3 protein-coding genes are annotated in these 20,066 nt (G+C 65.9%); 2 read left to right on the forward strand and 1 reads right to left on the reverse strand.

All coding sequences use genetic code 11. The features are described 5' to 3' along the window. The first annotated feature begins 12 nt into the window (after positions 1-12). Entirely contained in the window at positions 13-16,695 is a 16,683-nt protein-coding gene (locus tag AWB64_RS23575; protein ID WP_167353941.1) for a non-ribosomal peptide synthetase, read from the forward strand. A gap of 21 nt (positions 16,696-16,716) precedes the next feature. Here AWB64_RS23575 and AWB64_RS23580 read toward each other — a convergent pair whose 3' ends face one another. After that, positions 16,717-17,520 (reverse strand): AraC family transcriptional regulator, encoded by an 804-nt coding sequence (locus tag AWB64_RS23580; RefSeq protein ID WP_060857862.1) that lies wholly within the window; start codon positions 17,518-17,520, stop codon positions 16,717-16,719. Between the two features lie 319 nt (positions 17,521-17,839). Here AWB64_RS23580 and AWB64_RS23585 point away from each other — a divergent pair, with 319 nt between their 5' ends. Beyond that, positions 17,840-20,059: a TonB-dependent siderophore receptor gene (locus tag AWB64_RS23585; protein WP_244164176.1), complete on the forward strand. Its 2,220-nt coding sequence runs from the start codon at positions 17,840-17,842 to the stop codon at positions 20,057-20,059. Positions 20,060-20,066: the final 7 nt, after the last annotated feature.

Here is a 20,066-nt window from a genome sequence, read left to right on the forward strand (position 1 = left end):
CGGATCCAGAAGATGAACGATATTGCCCAGGACATGCTCGCCGTTTCTCGCCGCTACGCAGAACTTACGGCGGAGCGGCGCGCTGCGTTCCGTCAGCGCTTCACCGAAGGCGGCCATGACCGGTCCGATCTGCCGATCGTGCCGCTACGCGAGCGCGGCGAGCGACAACCGCTCTCGCATGCGCAGGAGCGTCTGTGGTTTCTGTGGAAGCTTGACCCGCACGGTGCAGCCTACAACATGGTGGGCGCGCTGCGCCTAAGTGGCGAACTCGATGTCGCGCGGCTGCGCGCTGCGGTCGACGCACTGGTGGCGCGCCATGCGAGCCTGCGCACGCGTTTCGGCGAAACCGACGGCGTGGCGTGGCAGCGCGCGAGCACGCCAGACGAACCCGCTTACGGCTGGCACGAAGCCCAGGCCGAAGCCGAAGTCGCAAGCGCTCAGACCGTAGCGGTCGAAGCCACCTTGCAGGCGCTGTCGCGTGCACCGTTCGATCTCGAACGCGGGCCGCTTTTCAATGTGACGCTGTTACGCGTGAGTGCGCACGAACACGTGTTGCACCTCGCGCTTCATCACATCGTTTCCGATGGCTGGTCACAGGCAATCCTGCAGCGCGAACTTGGCATACTATATCGCGTGGGGCAAGCCGATGCTTATGGTGCATCGGCGACGCTCGATGCGCTCAGCATCGATTACACCGACTATGCGCTGTGGCAGCGCGAATGGCTCGATGGTGCGGCGCTCGACGCGCAGCTCGACTGGTGGCGTGAGACGCTCAGCGATACGCATCCGCTGCTCGAACTGCCGGTGGACCGCGTGCGCCGCGGATTCGACACGACGCCGGGCGCGCGCGTGAGCCACCTGCTTAGCGCGCAAACGCGTGCGCGCGTGGCGGCGCTTTCGCGCGAGCTCGGCGTGACGTTGCACGCGACGTTGCTGGCCGCCTGGGATGCGCTGCTGTACCGCTATACGGGGCAGCGCGATATTCGCATCGGCACACCGACGGCGGGGCGCGATAGGCTCGAGACCGAAGGCGTGGTCGGCTTTTTCGTCAACACGCTGGTGATTCGTGCGACGCTCTCGGGCGGTGACAGCTTCGGCGCATTGGTGCAGCAGGTCGCGCAGCGCGTGATCGACGCGCAGGCGCATCAGGACGTGCCGTTCGCGCGCATCGTCGATGCTTTGCAGCCGCCGCGCAGTCTCGCGCACACGCCGCTGTTTCAGTCGATGTTCAGCTACGCGCTGGAAACGCAGGCGGGCGCGCTGAAACTGCCGGGACTCACGCTCGCGGCGCTCGACGCCGACACCGGCGAGGCCAAGTTCGACCTCATGCTGCATGTGGTCGATACGCACGAGGCGCTCGAAGCGCAGATCGATTACGCCGCCGAGCTGTTCGATGCGCCGACCATCGACGTGCTGCTCGACGACTACGTTGCGCTGCTCGAAAGTGTGCAGGCGCCGACGCGGCTGCGCGATCTGGCGTTGCGCGCGTACGTTTCCATTCATACTGACCACGACGCTGATCGTGCTGTCGATGCAGGCGCTAACGTCGTCGATCTGTTTGTGGGACAAGCCGCAGCGCGTGGCGCGCATGCAGCGCTGGTCTGCGAGGGGCAGACACTGAGCTACGCTCAACTCGACGCGTGGTCGTCGCGCGTGGCTGACGCGCTCGCGCGTCACGGCGATCTCACGGACCGCCGCGTGGTGCTGTGCGCGCGCCGCTCGCCCGCGCTGGTGGCGGGGCTGCTCGGCATTCTGAAGGCTGGCGGCGCGTATGTGCCGGTCGATCCCGATTATCCGGAAGAGCGCATCGCGGCAATGCTCGCGCGTGCGGGTGCCACCGCCATCGTCACCGACGATGCATGTCTCGCGCGTTTCGGCGAGCGCTTCGGCGCGTTGCCGGTCGTGCTACCTACGGTGCTGGTTGACGCGCTCGAAAGCGCAGATGAAATCACGGACGAAAGCGCCATGCCACAAGCGTTCGCGTCGCGCAAACCGCTCGATCCACAACAGCTCGCATATGCGATCTTTACGTCGGGTTCGACTGGTGAGCCGAAGCAGGTAGGTGTGCCGCACGGCGCGCTGGCCGCGCATCTGCGCGCGTTTTGTGCCGCCTATGCGCTGGATGCCGACGCGCGCATCCTGCAGTTTTCGACGCTGAGTTTCGATGTCGCGACGGAACAACTGCTCGCGCCGCTGGTTGTGGGCGCGACGGTCGTGATGCGCGGTGACGTGATGTGGGACATCGATACGCTTAACGCCGTGCTCGAACGCGAACGCATAACGGGTGCGGATCTGCCGACCGCATACTGGCTGCAATGGCTAAACCAGTTGCCAACACAACCGCTACCCTCGCTGAACTGGATTTCGACGGGCGGTGAGGCGCTACCGGGAGACGGTCTGCGCCGCTGGAAAGCGAGCGCGTTCGGCACAGTGCGTTTCGATAATCAGTACGGGCCGACCGAAGCGGTGATTTCGTCGCTTCATCGCACGACCCATGCCGACGACGCGCGCGAAAGCGTCGTCACGCTTGGCCACGCCTACGCGGGTCGCCGCATCGCGGTGCTTGACGAAGACGGCAACGCCGTACCGCTGGGCGCGCTCGGTGAGCTGTGTATCGGCGGCGAGGTGCTGGCGCGCGGCTATCTCGGCGCGGCGACGGCGACGGCAACGAGCTTCGTGCCCGATCAATACGGCGCACCGGGTTCTCGGCTCTATCGCACCGGCGACCTCGTGCGCATGCGGCGCGACGGCCGCGTCGATTTCGCGGGCCGCGCCGACCAGCAGTTGAAGCTGCGCGGCTTCCGCATTGAACCCGCCGAAATCGAAGCAGTGCTGCGCGCGCATCCTGGGGTGCGCGAGGCACTCGTGACGTTGCGCGGCGAGGGCGGAGGCAAGCGGCTCGTCGGTTATGTGACGGGACGCGTCGACGAAGTCGCGCTGCGCGCCTGGCTCGAAGCGGCGCTGCCTGATTACATGGTGCCGCAGGCGATCGTGCAGCTCGACGCGCTGCCGCTTATGGCCAATGGCAAGGTCGATCGCGCTGCGCTGCCCGAACCCACGCTTACGCTCGCGCGCGTCGAAGCGACCAACGACGTCGAACGGCGTCTGCTCGCGATCTGGCGCGCGGTGCTGGGCCGCGACGATATCGGCGTGACCGATCATTTCTTCGAAGCGGGCGGCGACTCGATCCTGAGCCTGCAGATCGTCGCGCGCGCGCGTCAGGCGGGGCTGCTGATCAGCGCACGTCAGGTGTTCGAGCATCCGACCGTGGCGCGGCTCGCGCGTGTGGCGCAGGCCACCGCGGCGCAGGCGGAGCTCGCCGTCACGCATGATCCACTCGACCTTACGCCGATCCAGCGGACGTTCTTCGCACAGTTTCCGCAAGGCGAAAACCACTGGAATCAGGTGGCCTTGCTGCGTGTGGAAGGCGAACTTGATGAAGCCGCACTACGCGCGGCGCTCGACGCGATTGTTGGCGCGCACGATGCGTTGCGGCTGCGTTTTGCGCAGCGCGACGGTGTCTGGTATCAGCAGGTGAGCGACGCTCAGACATGTGCACTTGAGATATTCGACTGGCGCGAGTATTCCGCCGATGACGACGCGTGGCGCGCAAAGCTTGAACGCGCAGGCACGCAATTACAGACTTCACTCGACATCACGAACGGGCCGCTCGTGCGGGCCGGTTATTTTTGTTTGCGCGGCGAAGGGCGTTTGCTCGTTGCGATTCATCACCTCGCTGTGGATGGCGTGTCTTGGCGCGTGTTGCTCGACGATTTGCAGACGGCGTACGCGCAAGCCGGCGAAGGCCGCACGATCGCGCTCGCCGCCAGCACGCCGTGGAGTGCATGGGTGCCGAGCGTTCAAGTGTATGCGCGCGGTGCGGCGGTTCAAGCTGAAGCGGCGTGGTGGATCGACGCGATCGGCGAAGCAGGAAAGGTGAAGGATTCGACATCGAGAATATTCGATTTTTCGAATGTGACGCACACGCGCCATGCAGAAACGCGTACGCTGCACTTCGCACTCGACGTCCATCGCACGCGTGCGCTGCTGTTCGACGCGCCGAAGGCTTGGCGCACTAATACCGAAGAAGTCTTGCTCGCGGCCTTCGCACGGGCGATGCACTCCGCGTGCGCGACGGGCGGCGTGCTGCTCGCGCTCGAAGGACACGGCCGCGAAGTGCTGGGTGATCAGGCTGACGATGCCGTCGATCTGAGTCGCACGGTAGGCTGGTTCACGACGCGCTGGCCGCTGTGGATCGAGGCGTACGATGAGGCGCGCGCCGCGTTGATCGACGCGAAAACGCGCCGCCGCGCCGTGCCGCGCAACGGCCTGAACTGGGGCTTGCTCAATGCCTATGGTGACGACGCCACGCAGCGCGCGCTCGGTGCGTTGCCACAGCCGCGCATCGGCTTCAACTATCTCGGCCAGTTCGATGCGGGACTCGACGGGCGCGGGCCGTTTGGCTTCGCGACGGAATCGGCGGGGGAATCGATCGCGGCGGATGCTACGGTGGACGAAGCGCTTTCTGTGGTGGCGCGCGTCGCCAACGGCGTGCTCGACGTGAACTTGCGCTATGTGCCGGAGATCGTGGGCGACGCGCGCGCGCAGACGTTGTGCGAGGATTTCGAGCGCAGCCTGGCGCAGTTGATCGAGCATGCGTCGCAGGCGCAACCCGAGCTGACGGCAGCGGATTTCCCGCTGAGCGGCTTGCAGCAGGGCGCGTTTGAAGCGCTGGATCTCGATCTGGCGAATCTGGAAGATATTTATCCGGCCACGCCGGTGCAGCAGGGTCTGCTGTTCCATAGCGCGCTGGAAAGCGGCAGCGGGCTGTATGTGAACCAGCGCCGGCTGACCTTGCGCGGTGATCTGGATCGCGCTTCGTTGCGCGGCGCGTGGGCGCATGTCGTTGCAACGCACGCGATTTTGCGCACACAGTTCGAGACGCGCCATGGTGGCGATGCGCTGCAGATCGTGCTGCGCGACGTCGATCTGCCTTTTGTGGAACTTGACTGGACGGCGCTTGAATCGCAGGTATACGAAGCGCAGTTGCAGCAGTGGATGCGCGAGGACCTGCAACGCGGCTTCGATGTTGAACGCGCGCCGCTGCTGCGCATTGCGCTATTTGCGCGTGCGGACGGCGTACACGATCTGGTGTGGACCGATCACCACGTTCTGCTCGACGGCTGGAGCAGCGCGCAGTTGATGCGCGAAGTTGCCGATGCGTACGAGGCCTTGCGCGCGCGGCGCGAACCGCAGAGCGTCGCACCGCCGTATCGGGATTACGTGCAATGGCGTCTGCAGCAGGACGAAGGCGAAGCGTGGTGGCGCGAGCAGGGTGAGCGTATCGATGAACCGGCAACGCTGCTCGAAGCGCTTGGTCTGAACACGGGCCGTGCGCTTGAAACAGCGCATGCCGATGATGCGCCACTCGAATTCCGGCTCGACGCCGAGCTAAGCGAAGCGCTGCGCGATACTGCGCGCCGTCATCGCGTGACGCTGAACACGGTGCTGCAAGGCGCGTGGGCGCTGCTGCTTGCGCGTTACGGTAACCGGTCGCAGGCGGCGTTCGGCGTGACGGTTTCGGGGCGACCGGCGCATCTGGCGCAGGTCGAAAACATGCTCGGCCTGTTCATCAACAGCCTGCCGGTGTGGATCGATGTGCCGGGTGACGCGCGTCTGTCGGCGTGGCTCGAAGCGCTGCAGCAGCACAATGGTGCGCTGCGTCAGTACGAGCACACGCCGTTGTCGCGCATCCAGCAATGGACGGCCCGCAGCGGCGATGGTCTGTTCGACTCGCTGCTTGTGTTCGAGAACTATCCCGCCGATGCCGCCTTGCGCCACGGCGCTCACGGCATCGCCATCGAACAGACGGCGGCGTTCGAGCGCACGCATGTGCCGCTTACGCTCGCAATCCTGCCTGACGCGCGTATCGGCGTACGCTGGTCCGCCGATTCCGCCCGCTTCGAACGCGCCACCCTGGAACGCCTGCACGCGCACTTCGACGAACTGCTCACGCAACTCTGTGCGTACGGCGATTGCCTGCTGCGCGATCTCGCGCTGCCGTCCACGCAAGCCTTCGGTGCGATGCCCGAACGCCAGTTCATGTTCGAATCCGTGATCTCGCGCATCGCCGCGCAGGCGCAGGCGTATCCCGATGCCATTGCCGTCAGCGACGGCGACAAGACCTATAGCTATGCGGCGCTCGAACGGTGGTCGAACCGCATCGCGCATCGCTTGCTGGCTATGGGCGTCCGCGCAGACGAGTGCGTGGGCCTGTGCATCGAACGCTCGGCGGCGCTGGTCGCGGGCGTGCTCGGTATTCTCAAGGCCGGCGCGGCCTATGTGCCGCTCGACCCGACCTATCCGCGCGAGCGTCTCGCTTACATGCTCGAACATTCGCGCGTGCGCCGCGTTGTCGCCGATGCCGCGAGCGCGCAGCAATGGGCCGATTTGCTCGGCGATTGCGAGCAGTCGCTGGCGGACGAGCTGGAAAACGCGAGTGCGTCGGCGAACGACGTTGCGCCGACGCTCGCGCTGCATCCGGAGCAACTCGCTTACGTGATCTATACGTCGGGCTCGACGGGGCGTCCCAAGGGCGTGGCGATCACGCACGCCAACGCCGCGCGCCTGTTTGCGGCCACCGATGCGTGGTACGGCTTCGGCGCGCAGGATGTCTGGCCGCTGTTCCACGCCTACGCGTTCGACGTGTCGGTGTGGGAGCTGTTCGGTTGCCTCGGCCACGGCGGGCGGCTCGTGATCGTGCCGTACTGGACTGCGCGCGATCCAGCGGCGTGCCACCGGCTGTTGGCCGCAGCAGGCGTGACGGTGCTGAACCAGACGCCTTCGGCGTTCATGCCTTTGATGCACGTCGATCTCGATAGCGACGCGCCGCTGCGCACGCTGCGCACGGTCATCTTCGCTGGCGAAAAACTAGAACCCGCGAGCCTGCACGCCTGGCTCGCGCGCGCGGGCGCCGCCGCGCCGCGCGTCGTCAACATGTACGGCATCACCGAGACCACGGTGCACGCGAGCTACCGCCCGCTCACGCTCGCCGACACGAGCGGCGAGTCGCCGCGCAGCGTGATTGGCGTGCCGATTCCCGATCTTTCACTGCCGATTCTCGATGACGATCTGCGCCCGGTCGTCGAAGGCGCGGCAGGCGAGCTGCATGTCGGCGGTGCTGGTCTCGCGCGCGGCTATCTGCACGCGCCGGGTTTAACGGCGGCACGCTTCGTGCCCGATCCGTTCGGGCTGCCGGGCCGCCGCATGTACAAATCGGGCGATCTCGCGCGGCGTCTGCCAGGCGGCGAGCCGGAATACATCGGCCGCAACGACTTTCAGGTCAAGGTGCGCGGCTACCGCATCGAGCTGGGCGAAATCGAGGCGGCGCTGCTGGGCGCACCGGGCGTGCGCGAGGCCGCCGTGCTGGCGCGACCCGACGCCAGCGGCACGATGAGTCTGGTCGCGTATGTGGTGGCGCGCGCGGCCGCCGACGGCGCCAATGACGCCGATCCCGCTGATCAAGCCGATCACGACACCGTGCTCGCCGGGGAACTCAAGCGCTGGCTCGACACGCGTCTGCCGCCACATATGGTGCCGTCGACCTTTATCGCACTCGACGCGCTGCCGCTAACCTCGAATGGCAAACTCGACCGCCGTGCGCTGCCGCAGCCGCAATGGCAAGGTGTATCGGCGGCGCATGTCGAACCGCTCGGCGGCGACGAGCGCGCCATCGCGCAGATCTGGCAGGACGTGCTCGACGTCCCGCGTGTGGGCCGCGACGATCACTTCTTCCTGCTTGGTGGCCATTCGCTGCTGGCGATGCGCGTGGTGGCTCGTGCGCGCGAAGTGCTCGGCCGTGCGGTGGCGTTGCCGACGCTGTTCACGCAGCCAGTGCTGAAGGATTTCGTGGCAGCGATTATGGCGAACAGTGCCGTCACGTCCGCGGCACCGGCGCTGGCCGAAGCGCATGACCGCCGCGAAACCACGGCTATCGCGCGCCGTCCCGCCGGTCTTGCACGCGTGCCGCTGACGCCCGCGCAGCAGCGCCTGTGGTTCCTGTGGAAGCTCGATCCGGCTAGTGCCGCGTACACCATCAACGGTGCAGTGAAGCTGGAGGGGGTGTTCGATCTCGACGCGGCGCGCCGCGCGCTTGACTCACTGGTGGCGCGCCACGAAAGCCTGCGCATGCATATCGAGGAAGTGGATGGGGTCGCGCTGCAAAGCTTCGACGCGGCGCACACATGGCAAGTCGTCGACCTCGAAGGCGCGAGCGATGCCGCTTGCTTCGAAACTCTTGCGGTATTGGGCTCGCAGCCGTTCGATTTGTTGCGCGGCCCGGTGCTGCGCGTGACTGTGCTGCGCCTCGGCGTGCAGCGCCATGTGCTGCATTTCTCGATGCATCACATCGTGTCGGATCGCTGGTCGCAGGACATCGTACTTGCGGATTTTTCGGTGCTTTATGCGGAGACTCATGCGCAGAAGCCAGGTGCGCAAGGTCAGACCCTCGCACCGCTCGCGCTCGCTTTCGGCGATTACGCCCACTGGCACGCTCAGCACACCGATACCGCCGTGCTCGCGCATCAGCTTGATTACTGGCGCGCCGCACTCGGCGACGATCATCCGGTGCTCGAACTGCCGTTCGATCGTCCGCGCAACGAGGCGCGCGGCGGAGCGGGAGCGGTCTGGCGCATTGAAGCCGATGCTGCGCTCAACGCGCGTGTTGCGGCGCTCGCCGGACGTCACGGCGCGACGCCGTTCATGGTGCTGCTCGCCGCGTGGCACGTGTTGCTGCAACGCTATAGCGGCCAGCACGACATCCGTGTGGGCGTGCCGGTGGCCGGGCGCGAACACGGCGACACGCATGCGCTGGTCGGTTGTTTCGTCAACACGCTGGTGATCCGCGCGCAATTGCGCGGCTGCGAGCGTTTCGCCGAAGTGATCGATGCCGTGCGCGCCAGCGTGATCGACGCGCAGGCGCACCAAGACGTGCCGTTCGCGCAGGTGGTCGATGCGCTGCATCCGCAACGCAGTCTGCGCCACACGCCGCTGTTCCAGGCGATGTTCAACTACGCGAAGCGCGAGCGCGGCGCACCGACCTTGCCGGGCCTCGCGCTCGCCAATGTGGACGCCGCCGAATCGACGGCGCGTTTCGACCTCACGCTCAACGCCAGCGATGCGCCCGACGCGCTCGCGCTCTCGTTCAACTACGCGACCGACGTGTTCGACGAGGCGACCGTCGCGCGGCTCGCGGCGCATTACGTCGAGCTGCTCGACCAGGTGCTCGCCGACGAACGCCTGCGGATCGGCGATATTGCGCTTGCGCGCGCCACGCTCGCGCGGGTCGAGCCGCGCGCGCGCCATTTCACGCCGCCGTTTGTCGCTATCGACGAACAGGCGCTGACGCAGCCCGACACCGTCGCGATTACCTGCGAAGGTGCGAATTTGCGTTATGGCGATTTGCGCACGCGCTCGGATCGCGTGGCGGCGCTGCTGTGCGCCACGGCTACGCATGGCGATCTGCGCGAGGAGCGCGTGGGCCTGTGCGTTGCGCGCTCACCGGCGCTGGCCGTCGGTCTGATCGGCATCATGAAGTCGGGCGCGGCTTTCGTGCCGCTCGATCCCACCTATCCCGCGGACCGCCTCGCTTACATGCTTGGCGATGCCGGCGTGCGCCGCGTGGTCGCCGATCCGGCCAGCGCCGCGCAACTGCGCGACGTACTGCACGATTGCGAACAGGTTCTGCTCGATGCAATGGGCGCAGCCATCGCTGACGTGGATGCTGCCGATACAAGCGAAACGCGGTTCGAAGTGCCCGCGCAACTGCTGCCCGAGCAACTGGCCTACGCGATCTACACCTCGGGTTCGACGGGCAAGCCCAAGGGTGTCGCCATTTCTCACGCGGCGCTCGCCGAGCATCTGGCCGATTTCATCGAGGCATACGGTATTGCATCGAGCGACACGCAACTGCAATCGTCGACCATCAATTTCGATGTCGCTCTGCACGAACTGCTGCCGTCGCTGATGCAAGGCGGCCGCGTGGTGATGCGAGGCCCGGACATGTGGGATCTCGCGGGCATGAGCCGCGCGCTGGTCGGTGAGCAGGTCAGCTTCGCGCGCATTCCCACCGCGTACTGGCAGCAATGGCTGCGCACGCCGCCCGCGCGCGCGGACCTCGCGCGTCTGCGGCAGATCACGGTCGGCGGCGAGGCGCTACCGGGCGATGCGCTTGCGCAATGGCGCGACGGGCCGCTCGCCGATGTCGCACTCGACAATCTCTACGGGCCGACCGAAACGACGGTCGCCTGCCTGCATCGCCGCACGACCGACGCCGATGTGCATGCCGCCGTGGTGTCGATCGGCGAGCCGTATCCGTCGCGCACCGCACGCGTGATCGACGATGCGGGCAACGACGTGCCGGCGCTTGGTCTGGGCGAGCTGTGCATCGGCGGCCTGACGATGGCGCGCGGTTATCTGGGCCGTCCGGGCCTGACCGCCGAGCGCTTTGTGCCTGATCCTCAAGGCGCGCCGGGCGCGCGTATGTACCGCTCTGGTGATCTGTGCCGAGCGCGCGCCGACGGCCGCATCGACTTCCTCGGCCGACTCGACCAGCAGGTCAAGCTGCGCGGCTTCCGCATCGAACCGGGCGAAATTGAAGCCGCCGCGCGCGAGCAGGTGGGTGTGCGCGATGCCGTGGTCGAACTGCGGGGCGAGGGCGCGCACAAGCGGCTCGTCTGCTATTTCAGCGGCGATGCGGCCATCGTCACGGTGCCCGCACTGCGCGCCGCACTGGCCGCGCGCCTTCCTGAGCATATGGTGCCGGGCGCGTTCGTCATGCTCGACGCGCTGCCGCTCATGCAGAATGGTAAGGTCGACCGCCGCGCACTACCCGATCCCGACGCCGCCGCTCATGCCGCGCCCGGCGATCACGCGATTGCGGCGCCCACCAACGAGCGCGAGTCCGCCCTGCTGGCGATCTGGCAACGCGTGCTGGGCCGCGAGGCGATCGGGGTGCACGACAATTTCTTCGAAATTGGCGGCGATTCGATCCTGAGTCTGCAGATCGTCGCGCGCGCCGCGCAGGCGGGCTGGCGCATCACGCCGCGCCAATTGTTCGAGCAGCCGACGGTCGCGCGTCTCGCGGCGCTGGCCGTGGCGGTCAGCGAAGGTGCGGAAGGCGTGCAGCATCTCGCCGAGCGTCATGGGCCGCTGCCGCTCACGCCGATCCAGGCTGACTTCTTCGCGCGCTATCCGCATGGCGAATCGCACTGGAATCAGGGCGCGCTGCTGAGTGTCGAAGGCACGCTCGACGCCGCCGCGCTCGACGCCGCCGTTCGCGTCCTGATCGCGCGTCACGACGCGTTGCGTGTGCGCTTTTTCGTCGATGCCGACGGCGCGTGGCGTCAGCGCGTGTTGCCTGTTGGCGAGGTTTTCGCTTCTGCCGATACCGCCTTCGTCGAATGCCTCGATCTGCGCGGCGAAGCCGACTGGCGCGCGGCGCTCGAACGCGAGGGCGAGCGCCTGCATCGCAGCCTTGATCTGCGAGCCGGGCCACTGATGCGTGCGGCGTGGTTGCGCACTGGCGAGCGTGAGGGCCGTTTCTTCGTGGTGATTCACCACGCAGTGGTGGACGGCGTGTCGTGGCGCGTGCTGCTCGACGAATTCGAGTCGCTGTACGCCTCCGCCACACATGGCGACGGCAAGGTGGCCGACGCGGCGCTGGCGGCGCCGCTGCCGTGGAGCGTGTGGGTCGAGCGCGCGGCGCGGTATGCGCGCGATTTGCCCGTGCAGGCCGAAGCCGCGAAATGGCAGGCGGCGCTGGCAGGTGCGAGCGCGTCGCTGCCGGTCGCGCGCGACGCCGCGCATGGGGACACCACGCTGGCCGCGAGCCGCTTGCACACGCTGCGCCTTGACCGCGCGCTTACGCAGTCGTTGCTGCGCGAACCGGCGCGCGCGTATCGCCTAGGCGTGGACGACGTGCTGCTCGCGGCGCTGGCACGGACGATTGCACAGTGGAGCGGCGCGGCAGGCGCGCTGATCGCGCTCGAAGGTCACGGCCGCGAGGAAATCGATGCGCAACTCGATCTGAGCCGCACGATCGGCTGGTTCACGACGCGCTTCCCGGTGTGGATCGACGCGCCGCACATAGATGATATGGATGACGAGGCACTGAGTGAACGCGCGCTGCGCGCCGCGAAATCGCGTCTGCGCGCCATTGAGCACAAAGGACTGCACTGGGGCATGCTCGCGCACGGCAGTGACGATGCAAGCGTGCGCGAGGTGCTGGCTGCGTTGCCGGTGCCGCGTATCGGCTTCAACTATCTCGGTCAGACCGATCAGGTGTTGGAACGCGCAAGCCGCTTCGGCTTTGCGGGCGAATCGACCGGTGCACCGATGGCCGCGACTTCGCGTCTCAAGTATGTGCTCGATCTGAACGGCGCGGTGGAAGACGGCGCGCTCGAAATCGGCTGGCGTTACAGCCCCGATCTGATTGGTGCCGAGACCGTCGCGACGCTCGCGCAAGCCTTCGAAGACGCCTTGCGCACGCTCGTCGCGCATTGCGAGCGCGCGCCGTCCAGCGCGACCGCTGAGGATTTCCCGCTCGCTGGCCTCGATGCGGCACAGCTCGACGCGCTGGCGCTGGCGCTTGGCGAGATCGAGGACATTTATCCGGCCACGCCGCTGCAACAGGGTTTGCTTTTCCACAGCCTGTTGCAGGCGGGCGGCGTCTACATGAACCAGAAGCGTCTTTCGTTGCGCGGCGATCTCAACCGCGACGCGCTGGCCGCTGCGTGGCGCGCCGTGCTCGAGCGTCACGCGATTCTGCGTACGCACTTCGAATGGCGTCATGGCGGCGAGGCGCTACAGGTCGTGCATCAGCGTGCGGACATGCCCATCGCGCTGCATGACTGGCGCGCGCTCGATCACGACGCGTATGAGCAGGCGCTCGTGCAATGGCGCGCCAACGATCTGGCGACGCCGTTTGATCTTCGCCGCGCGCCGCTGATGCGCCTGAACCTGTTCGCGCGAGCCGATGGCACGCACGACCTGGTCTGGACCGACCATCACGCACTGCTCGACGGTTGGAGCGCCGCACAGCTGATGGGCGAGGTGATTCACGGTTATCGCCGCGAGATCGGCGAGACGGTGGCGGCGCTGCCTGCCGCGACGCCGTATCGCGATTACGTGCGCTGGCGCGCGAGCCAGCCCGTCGCCGATGCGTGGTGGCGTCCACAGCTCGACGGTCTCGACGAGGTCGCGCTACTGATGCCGTCGCTGCGCACGGGTACGTGCGTAGCGATGGGCGTGCATCGGCTTGAGCAGCCCTTAAGCGCAAGTTTGAGCGAGGCGTTGCGCGCAGCGGCGGCGCGGCATCGCGTGACGCTCAACACCTTGATGCAGGCTGCATGGGCCGCACTGATCTCGCGTCACGCGAACCGTTCGCGCGTGGCGTTCGGCGTGACGGTTTCGGGACGGCCGCCAGAACTGGCGGGCATCGCCGGCATGCTCGGGCTGTTCATCAACAGTTTGCCGGTGTGGGTCGAATTACGCGCGGGCGAATCGCTCGACGCGTGGCTCGTGCGCCTGCAACAGCACAATGCCGAGTTGCGCCAGCACGAGCACACACCTCTGCGCGACTTGCAGCGCTGGGCGGCGGCGGAGCGCGGCCAGGAGGCAGCCGCGCTGTTCGATACGCTCGTGGTGTTCGAAAACTATCCGATCGATGCGGGTCTGCGCGAAGGCGACACAGGCCTCGAAGTGAGCGCGTCCGAGACGCTGGAGCGCACGCATTACGCGCTGACACTCGCAGTGTCGCCGGGTGATGTGCTGTCGATCAACTGGAGCGCTGACGCGGCGCAACTCGATACTGCGACGCTCGAGCGGCTAGCCTCGCAGTATGCGAGATTGCTCGCGCAACTGGCTGATCCGGCCACGCAGCGTGTCGGCGATCTGCGTGTCGAGCGCACCGTGCGTGATGACGATGCACATCTTCAGGCCACACCGCGCGAGCACGGGTTCCGCTCGCTGGTCGAGCGTTTCTCGGCGCAAGCGGCGCAGCGCCCCGACGCGCTCGCCGTGGTAGCCGACGATGCTGCGCTCACCTATGCGCAGCTCGACGTCTGGTCGGATCGTGTGGCCGCGCATCTGCTCGCGCGGGGCGTGACGCGAGAGGTGCGCATCGGCGTGGCGTTCGAGCGTTCGGCAGCGCTGATCGCGGCGCTTGTCGGCGTGTTGAAGGCCGGTGCAGCCTACGTGCCGCTCGATCCGGCGTATCCGCGCGAGCGCCTCGCGTATCTGCTCGACGATGCGGGCATTGCCTGTGTGCTCGTCGATGCGGCGGGCGCTGCGGCGCTCGCGCCTCTGCAGACGGCGAGGGCTTTTGTGCTGCACGACGCTGGCGCGATGGACTCGTTGCCACCCGCCGGCGCGTCGTGGCGCTCGCGCATGTCGCGCGTCTTGCCCGATCAGCTCGCGTACGTGATTTACACCTCGGGATCGACGGGACAGCCGAAGGGCGTCGGCATCTCGCAGCGCAGCGCGGCGCGCCTGTTCGATGCGTGCGGCGACACCTTCGCGTTCAGCCCCGACGACGTCTGGTCGATGTGCCATTCCTACGCGTTCGATTTTTCGGTGTGGGAAATCTTCGGCGCGCTGACGCACGGTGCGCGCTTGGCAGTCGCGCCGGCGGCGCTCACGCGCGATATCGAGGCGCTGCACGGCTGGCTTGACGCGCAGGGCGTGAGCGTGCTGAACCAGACGCCGTCGGCATTCGCGCCGCTGATGCGCGTCGATGAGGCGCGCGCAGACGGTTTTGCTCGCCTGCGAGTGGTGATTTTCGGCGGCGAAAAACTGGAGCCGCGCGCGCTGGCGGGCTGGGCGGCAGCGCGGCGGGCGCGTTCGGTGCACGGCGAGCGGCCTGCGCTCGTCAACATGTATGGCATCACCGAAACGACCGTCCACGTAACGTTGCGTGTGCTCGAGGATGCGGATCTGGCTGCGGTTCACGGCAATACGTCGCGCAGCGTGATCGGCGTGCCGCTCGACGACCTGGAGTTGCACGTGCTGGATTCGGATCTGTATGCAGTGCCGGAAGGCGCGGCGGGCGAATTGTGCGTGAGCGGCGCGGGTCTTGCGCGCGGCTATCTGGGTCGTCCCGCACTCACCGCAGAGTGCTTCGTGCCGGATCCGTTCGGCGCGCCGGGCGGACGTCTGTATCGCTCGGGCGACCTGGCGATTCATGACGCGGACGGCGAGATTGACTATGTCGGCCGCAACGACTTCCAGGTGAAGATTCGCGGCCATCGGATCGAGACTGGCGAGATTCGCACATGTTTGCTCGATCATGTTGATGTGCGCGATGCTGCGGTGCTCGCGGTAGAAGGCCCGGATGGCTCGCAACGGCTGGTGGCGTGGGTCGTGTTTGACGCTCCTGCTGCAGTTCAGGCTGAAGTTCAAGGCGACTGGCGCGCGACGTTGCGCACCCATTTGGGCGCGGCGTTGCCTGCGTACATGGTGCCCGCTAGTTTCACGCGCGTCGCGGCTTTGCCTCTGACGTCGAACGGCAAGCTCGACCGCGCGGCGCTGTTGTGCGCCGCCGATGTGCAGCAGGAAGGCGTGGCCAGCGAGCAGACGCCTATCGCGCCACACACGTCGACGCAGCAGCGACTCGTGGCGATCTGGCAACGCGTGCTGGGCGTCGAGTCGATTGGCTTGCGCTCGCACTTTTTCGAACTCGGCGGCGATTCGCTGTCGACGCTTCGTGTGGCAGAGCTGGCACGCACGGCGGGCTTCGAGGGCGTGGCGATCGGTGCGCTGTTCGCGCATCCGGTGTTGGAGGATCTGGCGGCGGCGCTCGATGCGCAGCCGCATGCAACGCGATCGACACAATCCGCAGAACTGATGCTCCCGCGAAACTTCGTGCGCCTGAATTCGGGCGGCGCGTCGCACACGCTGTTCGCGATCCATCCGGGTTACGGGCTGGTGGCGGGCTATCGAGCACTCGCAAAGACTCTGGACGGCGAAGCCGAGGTGATCGGCATCGAGTATCCCGCTTATGTCGATGCCGCATGGCATTTCGGCGGTCTGGGCGCGCTTGCTCGCGATTATCACGATGCGATCCGCGCTGTGCAGCCCGCCGGGCCGTATGCGCTGCTGGGCTGGTCGTTTGGCGGCATGCTTGCGGTGGAAACGGCGTGCCTGCTGGAAGAAGACGGCGAGACGGTCGCGTTCGTCGGGCTGCTCGACAGTTCGATTCACGCCGAGGCATCTGCTTTGTCGTTGGACGCGCCGACGCGCTGGCGCGACGCGGCCGATCCGGAAGAGCTCGCCACGCTGGCCGCGCGCGTGCCCGACTGGCTCGCGCAAACCGGCGACGAGGTGGAGCGCGGACAGGGTACAGAAGCCGCGACGGCGCATTCGACCGCGCTGCTCGAAACGGCGGCGCTTGCGCAGGCCAATGCGGCGCTGGCGTTGCGCGCGCACTGGCCGCGTGCTCCCCGCGTGCCACTGTCGTGTTGGTGGGCTGCACACGACACGGCGCGTCCGGCGGCCGACGATGCGGCACGCTGGCGTGATGTAGGGGCGCAGCTGCGCGAGTCACGCGAGGTGCCGGTGGTGCACGATGCGATCGCGTGGCATCCGCAGGTGCTTGCCGAGGTGCGCGCGCAACTGCTGGCCGATAGCGCCTCGCCCTGAAGTCGCTTTAAAGCCGCGCCACTATGCCACGAGCATGGCGGCGCACATCATCGACTGGTATTTCAGCGGAGTCATATGCAGCACGCGCTTGAACATCACGGCGAAGGAGTTGGTATCGGCGTACCCGAGGTAAGCGGCGACTTTGTCGATCGGCGTATTGGTCGAGAGCAGGCACATGGCTTCGGACACGCGCATCTGCTCGCGCCATTTCGCGAACGGCATGCCGGTTTCGCGCTGGAAGTGCCGCGCGAGCGTGCGCGAACTGGCGCCGAAGCGATTGGCCCAATGGTCGAGCGAATCGCTGTTGGCGGGCGCGTCAATCAGCTCCTGGCAGATGCGCTGCAGACGCGGATGCTGAGGTATCGGCAGGCGGCCCGGCATTTCGTCGGCGGGCGCGGCCGCGGTCAGCAGGTTGATGATGAGATGTGTGAGGACTTCGGCGAGGCTGCCCGGTTCGCGCGTGCGCGCGGGTTCGCGAACCATCGCCAGAATGGCTTCGCGCAGCAGGCCGTTCACGGGCAGCAGGCGGCCTTCGTTGCCGCACATCGGGCAAGGATCGACGTAGAGCGTGCGAAAGCCGACTTTGCCGACCATCTCCAGCTCATGTTCGACGCGCGGCGGCACGAGCATCGCGCAATTGGGTGTGACGACCCAACTGGCGGCGGGCGTGCGTACGCGGATCAGGCCGCTGGTGGCGTAGAGCAGTTGTGCGCGCGGATGCGTATGCGCAACTTCGCGCGCGCCCGATTCATATTCGATTGCCTGACCAAAGACGGGCGGCAGTTTGCTTTTCGGTGGAGTGGGGACGGCGGCAGAGAGCTTCACTATGGCAATATTTCACCGATGGCAGTTTCGGATTTAAATTTATATTTAACGTTTGAATATGACAAAAAATGTCCGTTTTGCAAATAAGATCGGCAGCTCCTACGATGGAATAGCTTATATCATTTGAAGTCGCCAAGCACGTGCTCGAACTCTGTTCTTGCCCCAGGCCGCTTGCGCACCATAACACCGCGTTCCCCCTTATCTGCACAATCGCAGCATGCTTGCACCATTCATCGGCGCAGGGCATTTTTAGCTTTTGTACAATTAATGAGACTCATTATTATTAACATTCAACTGGTAGAGAACGATGAAGGAACGTATGAAAAAAACCAATATGACGGGGCGGCGCGGACTCATACTTAAGCTTTCTCCTGTGCGGCTGGCCTTGCTGGGCATGCCACTGGCCGTTTCGGCGGTCGCGCATGCGCAGTCGAGTAGCACGGACAGCACTACCGGCGCGCACAACGGGCAGACCACGCGTTCGACGCAAGCCACGCCGGCCAACAGCACGCTGCCCGCCGTGAACGTGGAGTCGCAACGCGAGTCGCCGACTGGGCCGACCGCAGGCATCGTCGCCAAGCGCACCGTGACGGGCACCAAGACCGACACGCCGCTGCTGCGCGTGCCGCAGTCGGTATCGGTCGTGACACGTGATCAGATGGACCGGCAGGGCGTCACTACCGTCGATCAGGCGCTGCGCTATACGCCGGGCGTCTATTCGCAGGATTCCACCGATTTCCGCTTCGACCAGCTGCGCGGACGCGGTTTCGACTACTCGGAGTATCTGGATGGCCTCGCGCTACAGCTGAGCCAGTACTACGCCAATCCGCGTATTGATCCGTATCTGCTGGAGCGTATCGATGTGCTGCGCGGCCCGGCGTCGGTGCTCTACGGCGCGGGCAGTCCTGCCGGTATCGTCAACATGGTTTCGAAGTTCGCGACCGAGGACCAGGTGAACGAGGTCCAACTGCAGTTCGGCAATGACAATCGTTACGAGGCTGCCTTCGACGTCGGCGGCAAGGTCGACAAAGATGGCACGGTGCTGTGGCGGATCGTCGGACTCGGGCGCGACGCCGACACCCAGGTGGACGGCGTCAAGGATCAGCGCATCGCCTTGGCACCGAGCGTGACGATCAAGCCGAACGCCGACACGCGGCTCACGCTCTACGCGCAATATCAGCGCGATCCGGCGGGCGGCCTGTTCGACTCGCTGCCGGTGCAGGGAACGGCCTCCTACAACCCGAACGGCCGGATCAGCCCCGGCACCTACATCGGTAATACCGACACCGACTATTTTCATCGTACGCAGTACGCGTTCGGCTACAAGTTCGAGCAGAAGATCAACGACGTTTTCACGTTCCGCTCGAACGCGCGCTACATGCATGACGATGTGGATTATCGCCAGTCGTACTTCGGCACCTGGCAGGCGGGCACGAATCAGTCGGTGCTCACCATGAGTGCGTTTCTCGATCGCGAGCACCTGAGCCAGTTCGCGATGGACAATCAGCTCCAGGCGAAATTCTCGACGGGCGATGTCAAGCAGACGGTGCTGTTCGGCGTTGATTACCAGCGTCTCTTGAGTGGCACGAATTCGGGCTCGGGCGCGGTCGGCACACTCAATCCGTTCGATCCCGACTTTTCGACGGTCGGCCAGATCGATACGACCACCAAGCGCGTGGATACCGCCACCGATCAGCTCGGCGCGTATTTGCAGGATCAGATCGAATACCGCCGCTGGCTGCTCACACTCGGCATCCGTAACGACTGGACCTCGACCAACATCCAGACGAGCGGTTCGAGCACTGGCCTGCAAAACCAGACGCCGCACGCATTCACGTGGCGCGGCGGTCTCTCGTATCTGTTCGATAGTGGCATCGCGCCGTACTTCTCGTATGCGAAGTCGTTCCAGCCGACCACGGGCGTGAATTTCGCGGGCCAGGCGCTGGCGCCGACCACGGGGCAGGAGTACGAGGTAGGCGTGAAGTATCAGCCGAAGAGCTATAACGCGTTCTATTCCGCAGCGATCTTCGATCTTACGCAGCACAACGTGGCGACGACCGACCTGAACCATCCGGGCTTTTCCGTGCAGACAGGCGAAGTGCGCTCGCGCGGTCTCGAACTCGAAGGCCACGTGCAACTCACCGACGATCTTTCGGTGCTTGCTTCGTACACTTACCTGAATCAGGTTGTGCTGGAGTCGAACACGGCGTCGCAGGTCGGCAAGCGTCCGACGATGGCGCCGCGCAATATGGCGAACCTCTGGGCCGATTACACGTTGCACGGCGGTCCGGCGCGCGGTCTGGGCTTCGGCGCTGGCGTGCGTTACATCGGCATGTCGGCGGGTGATACGGCGAATACTTTCGATGTCGGCAGTGTGGTGCTGCTCGACGCGGCTGTGCATTACGACATCCGCAACTGGCGGTTCCAGGTCAACGCGACCAACCTGACGAACCGTACTTACGTCGCGTACTGCTCGGGCGGTGCATGCTACTACGGCTCGAAGATCGGTGTGCTGGGGACGGCGAAGTATCAGTGGTAGTCGAAGG

Origin of the sequence: Caballeronia sordidicola (assembly GCF_001544455.2) — a bacterium.
GTDB lineage: Bacteria > Pseudomonadota > Gammaproteobacteria > Burkholderiales > Burkholderiaceae > Caballeronia > Caballeronia sordidicola.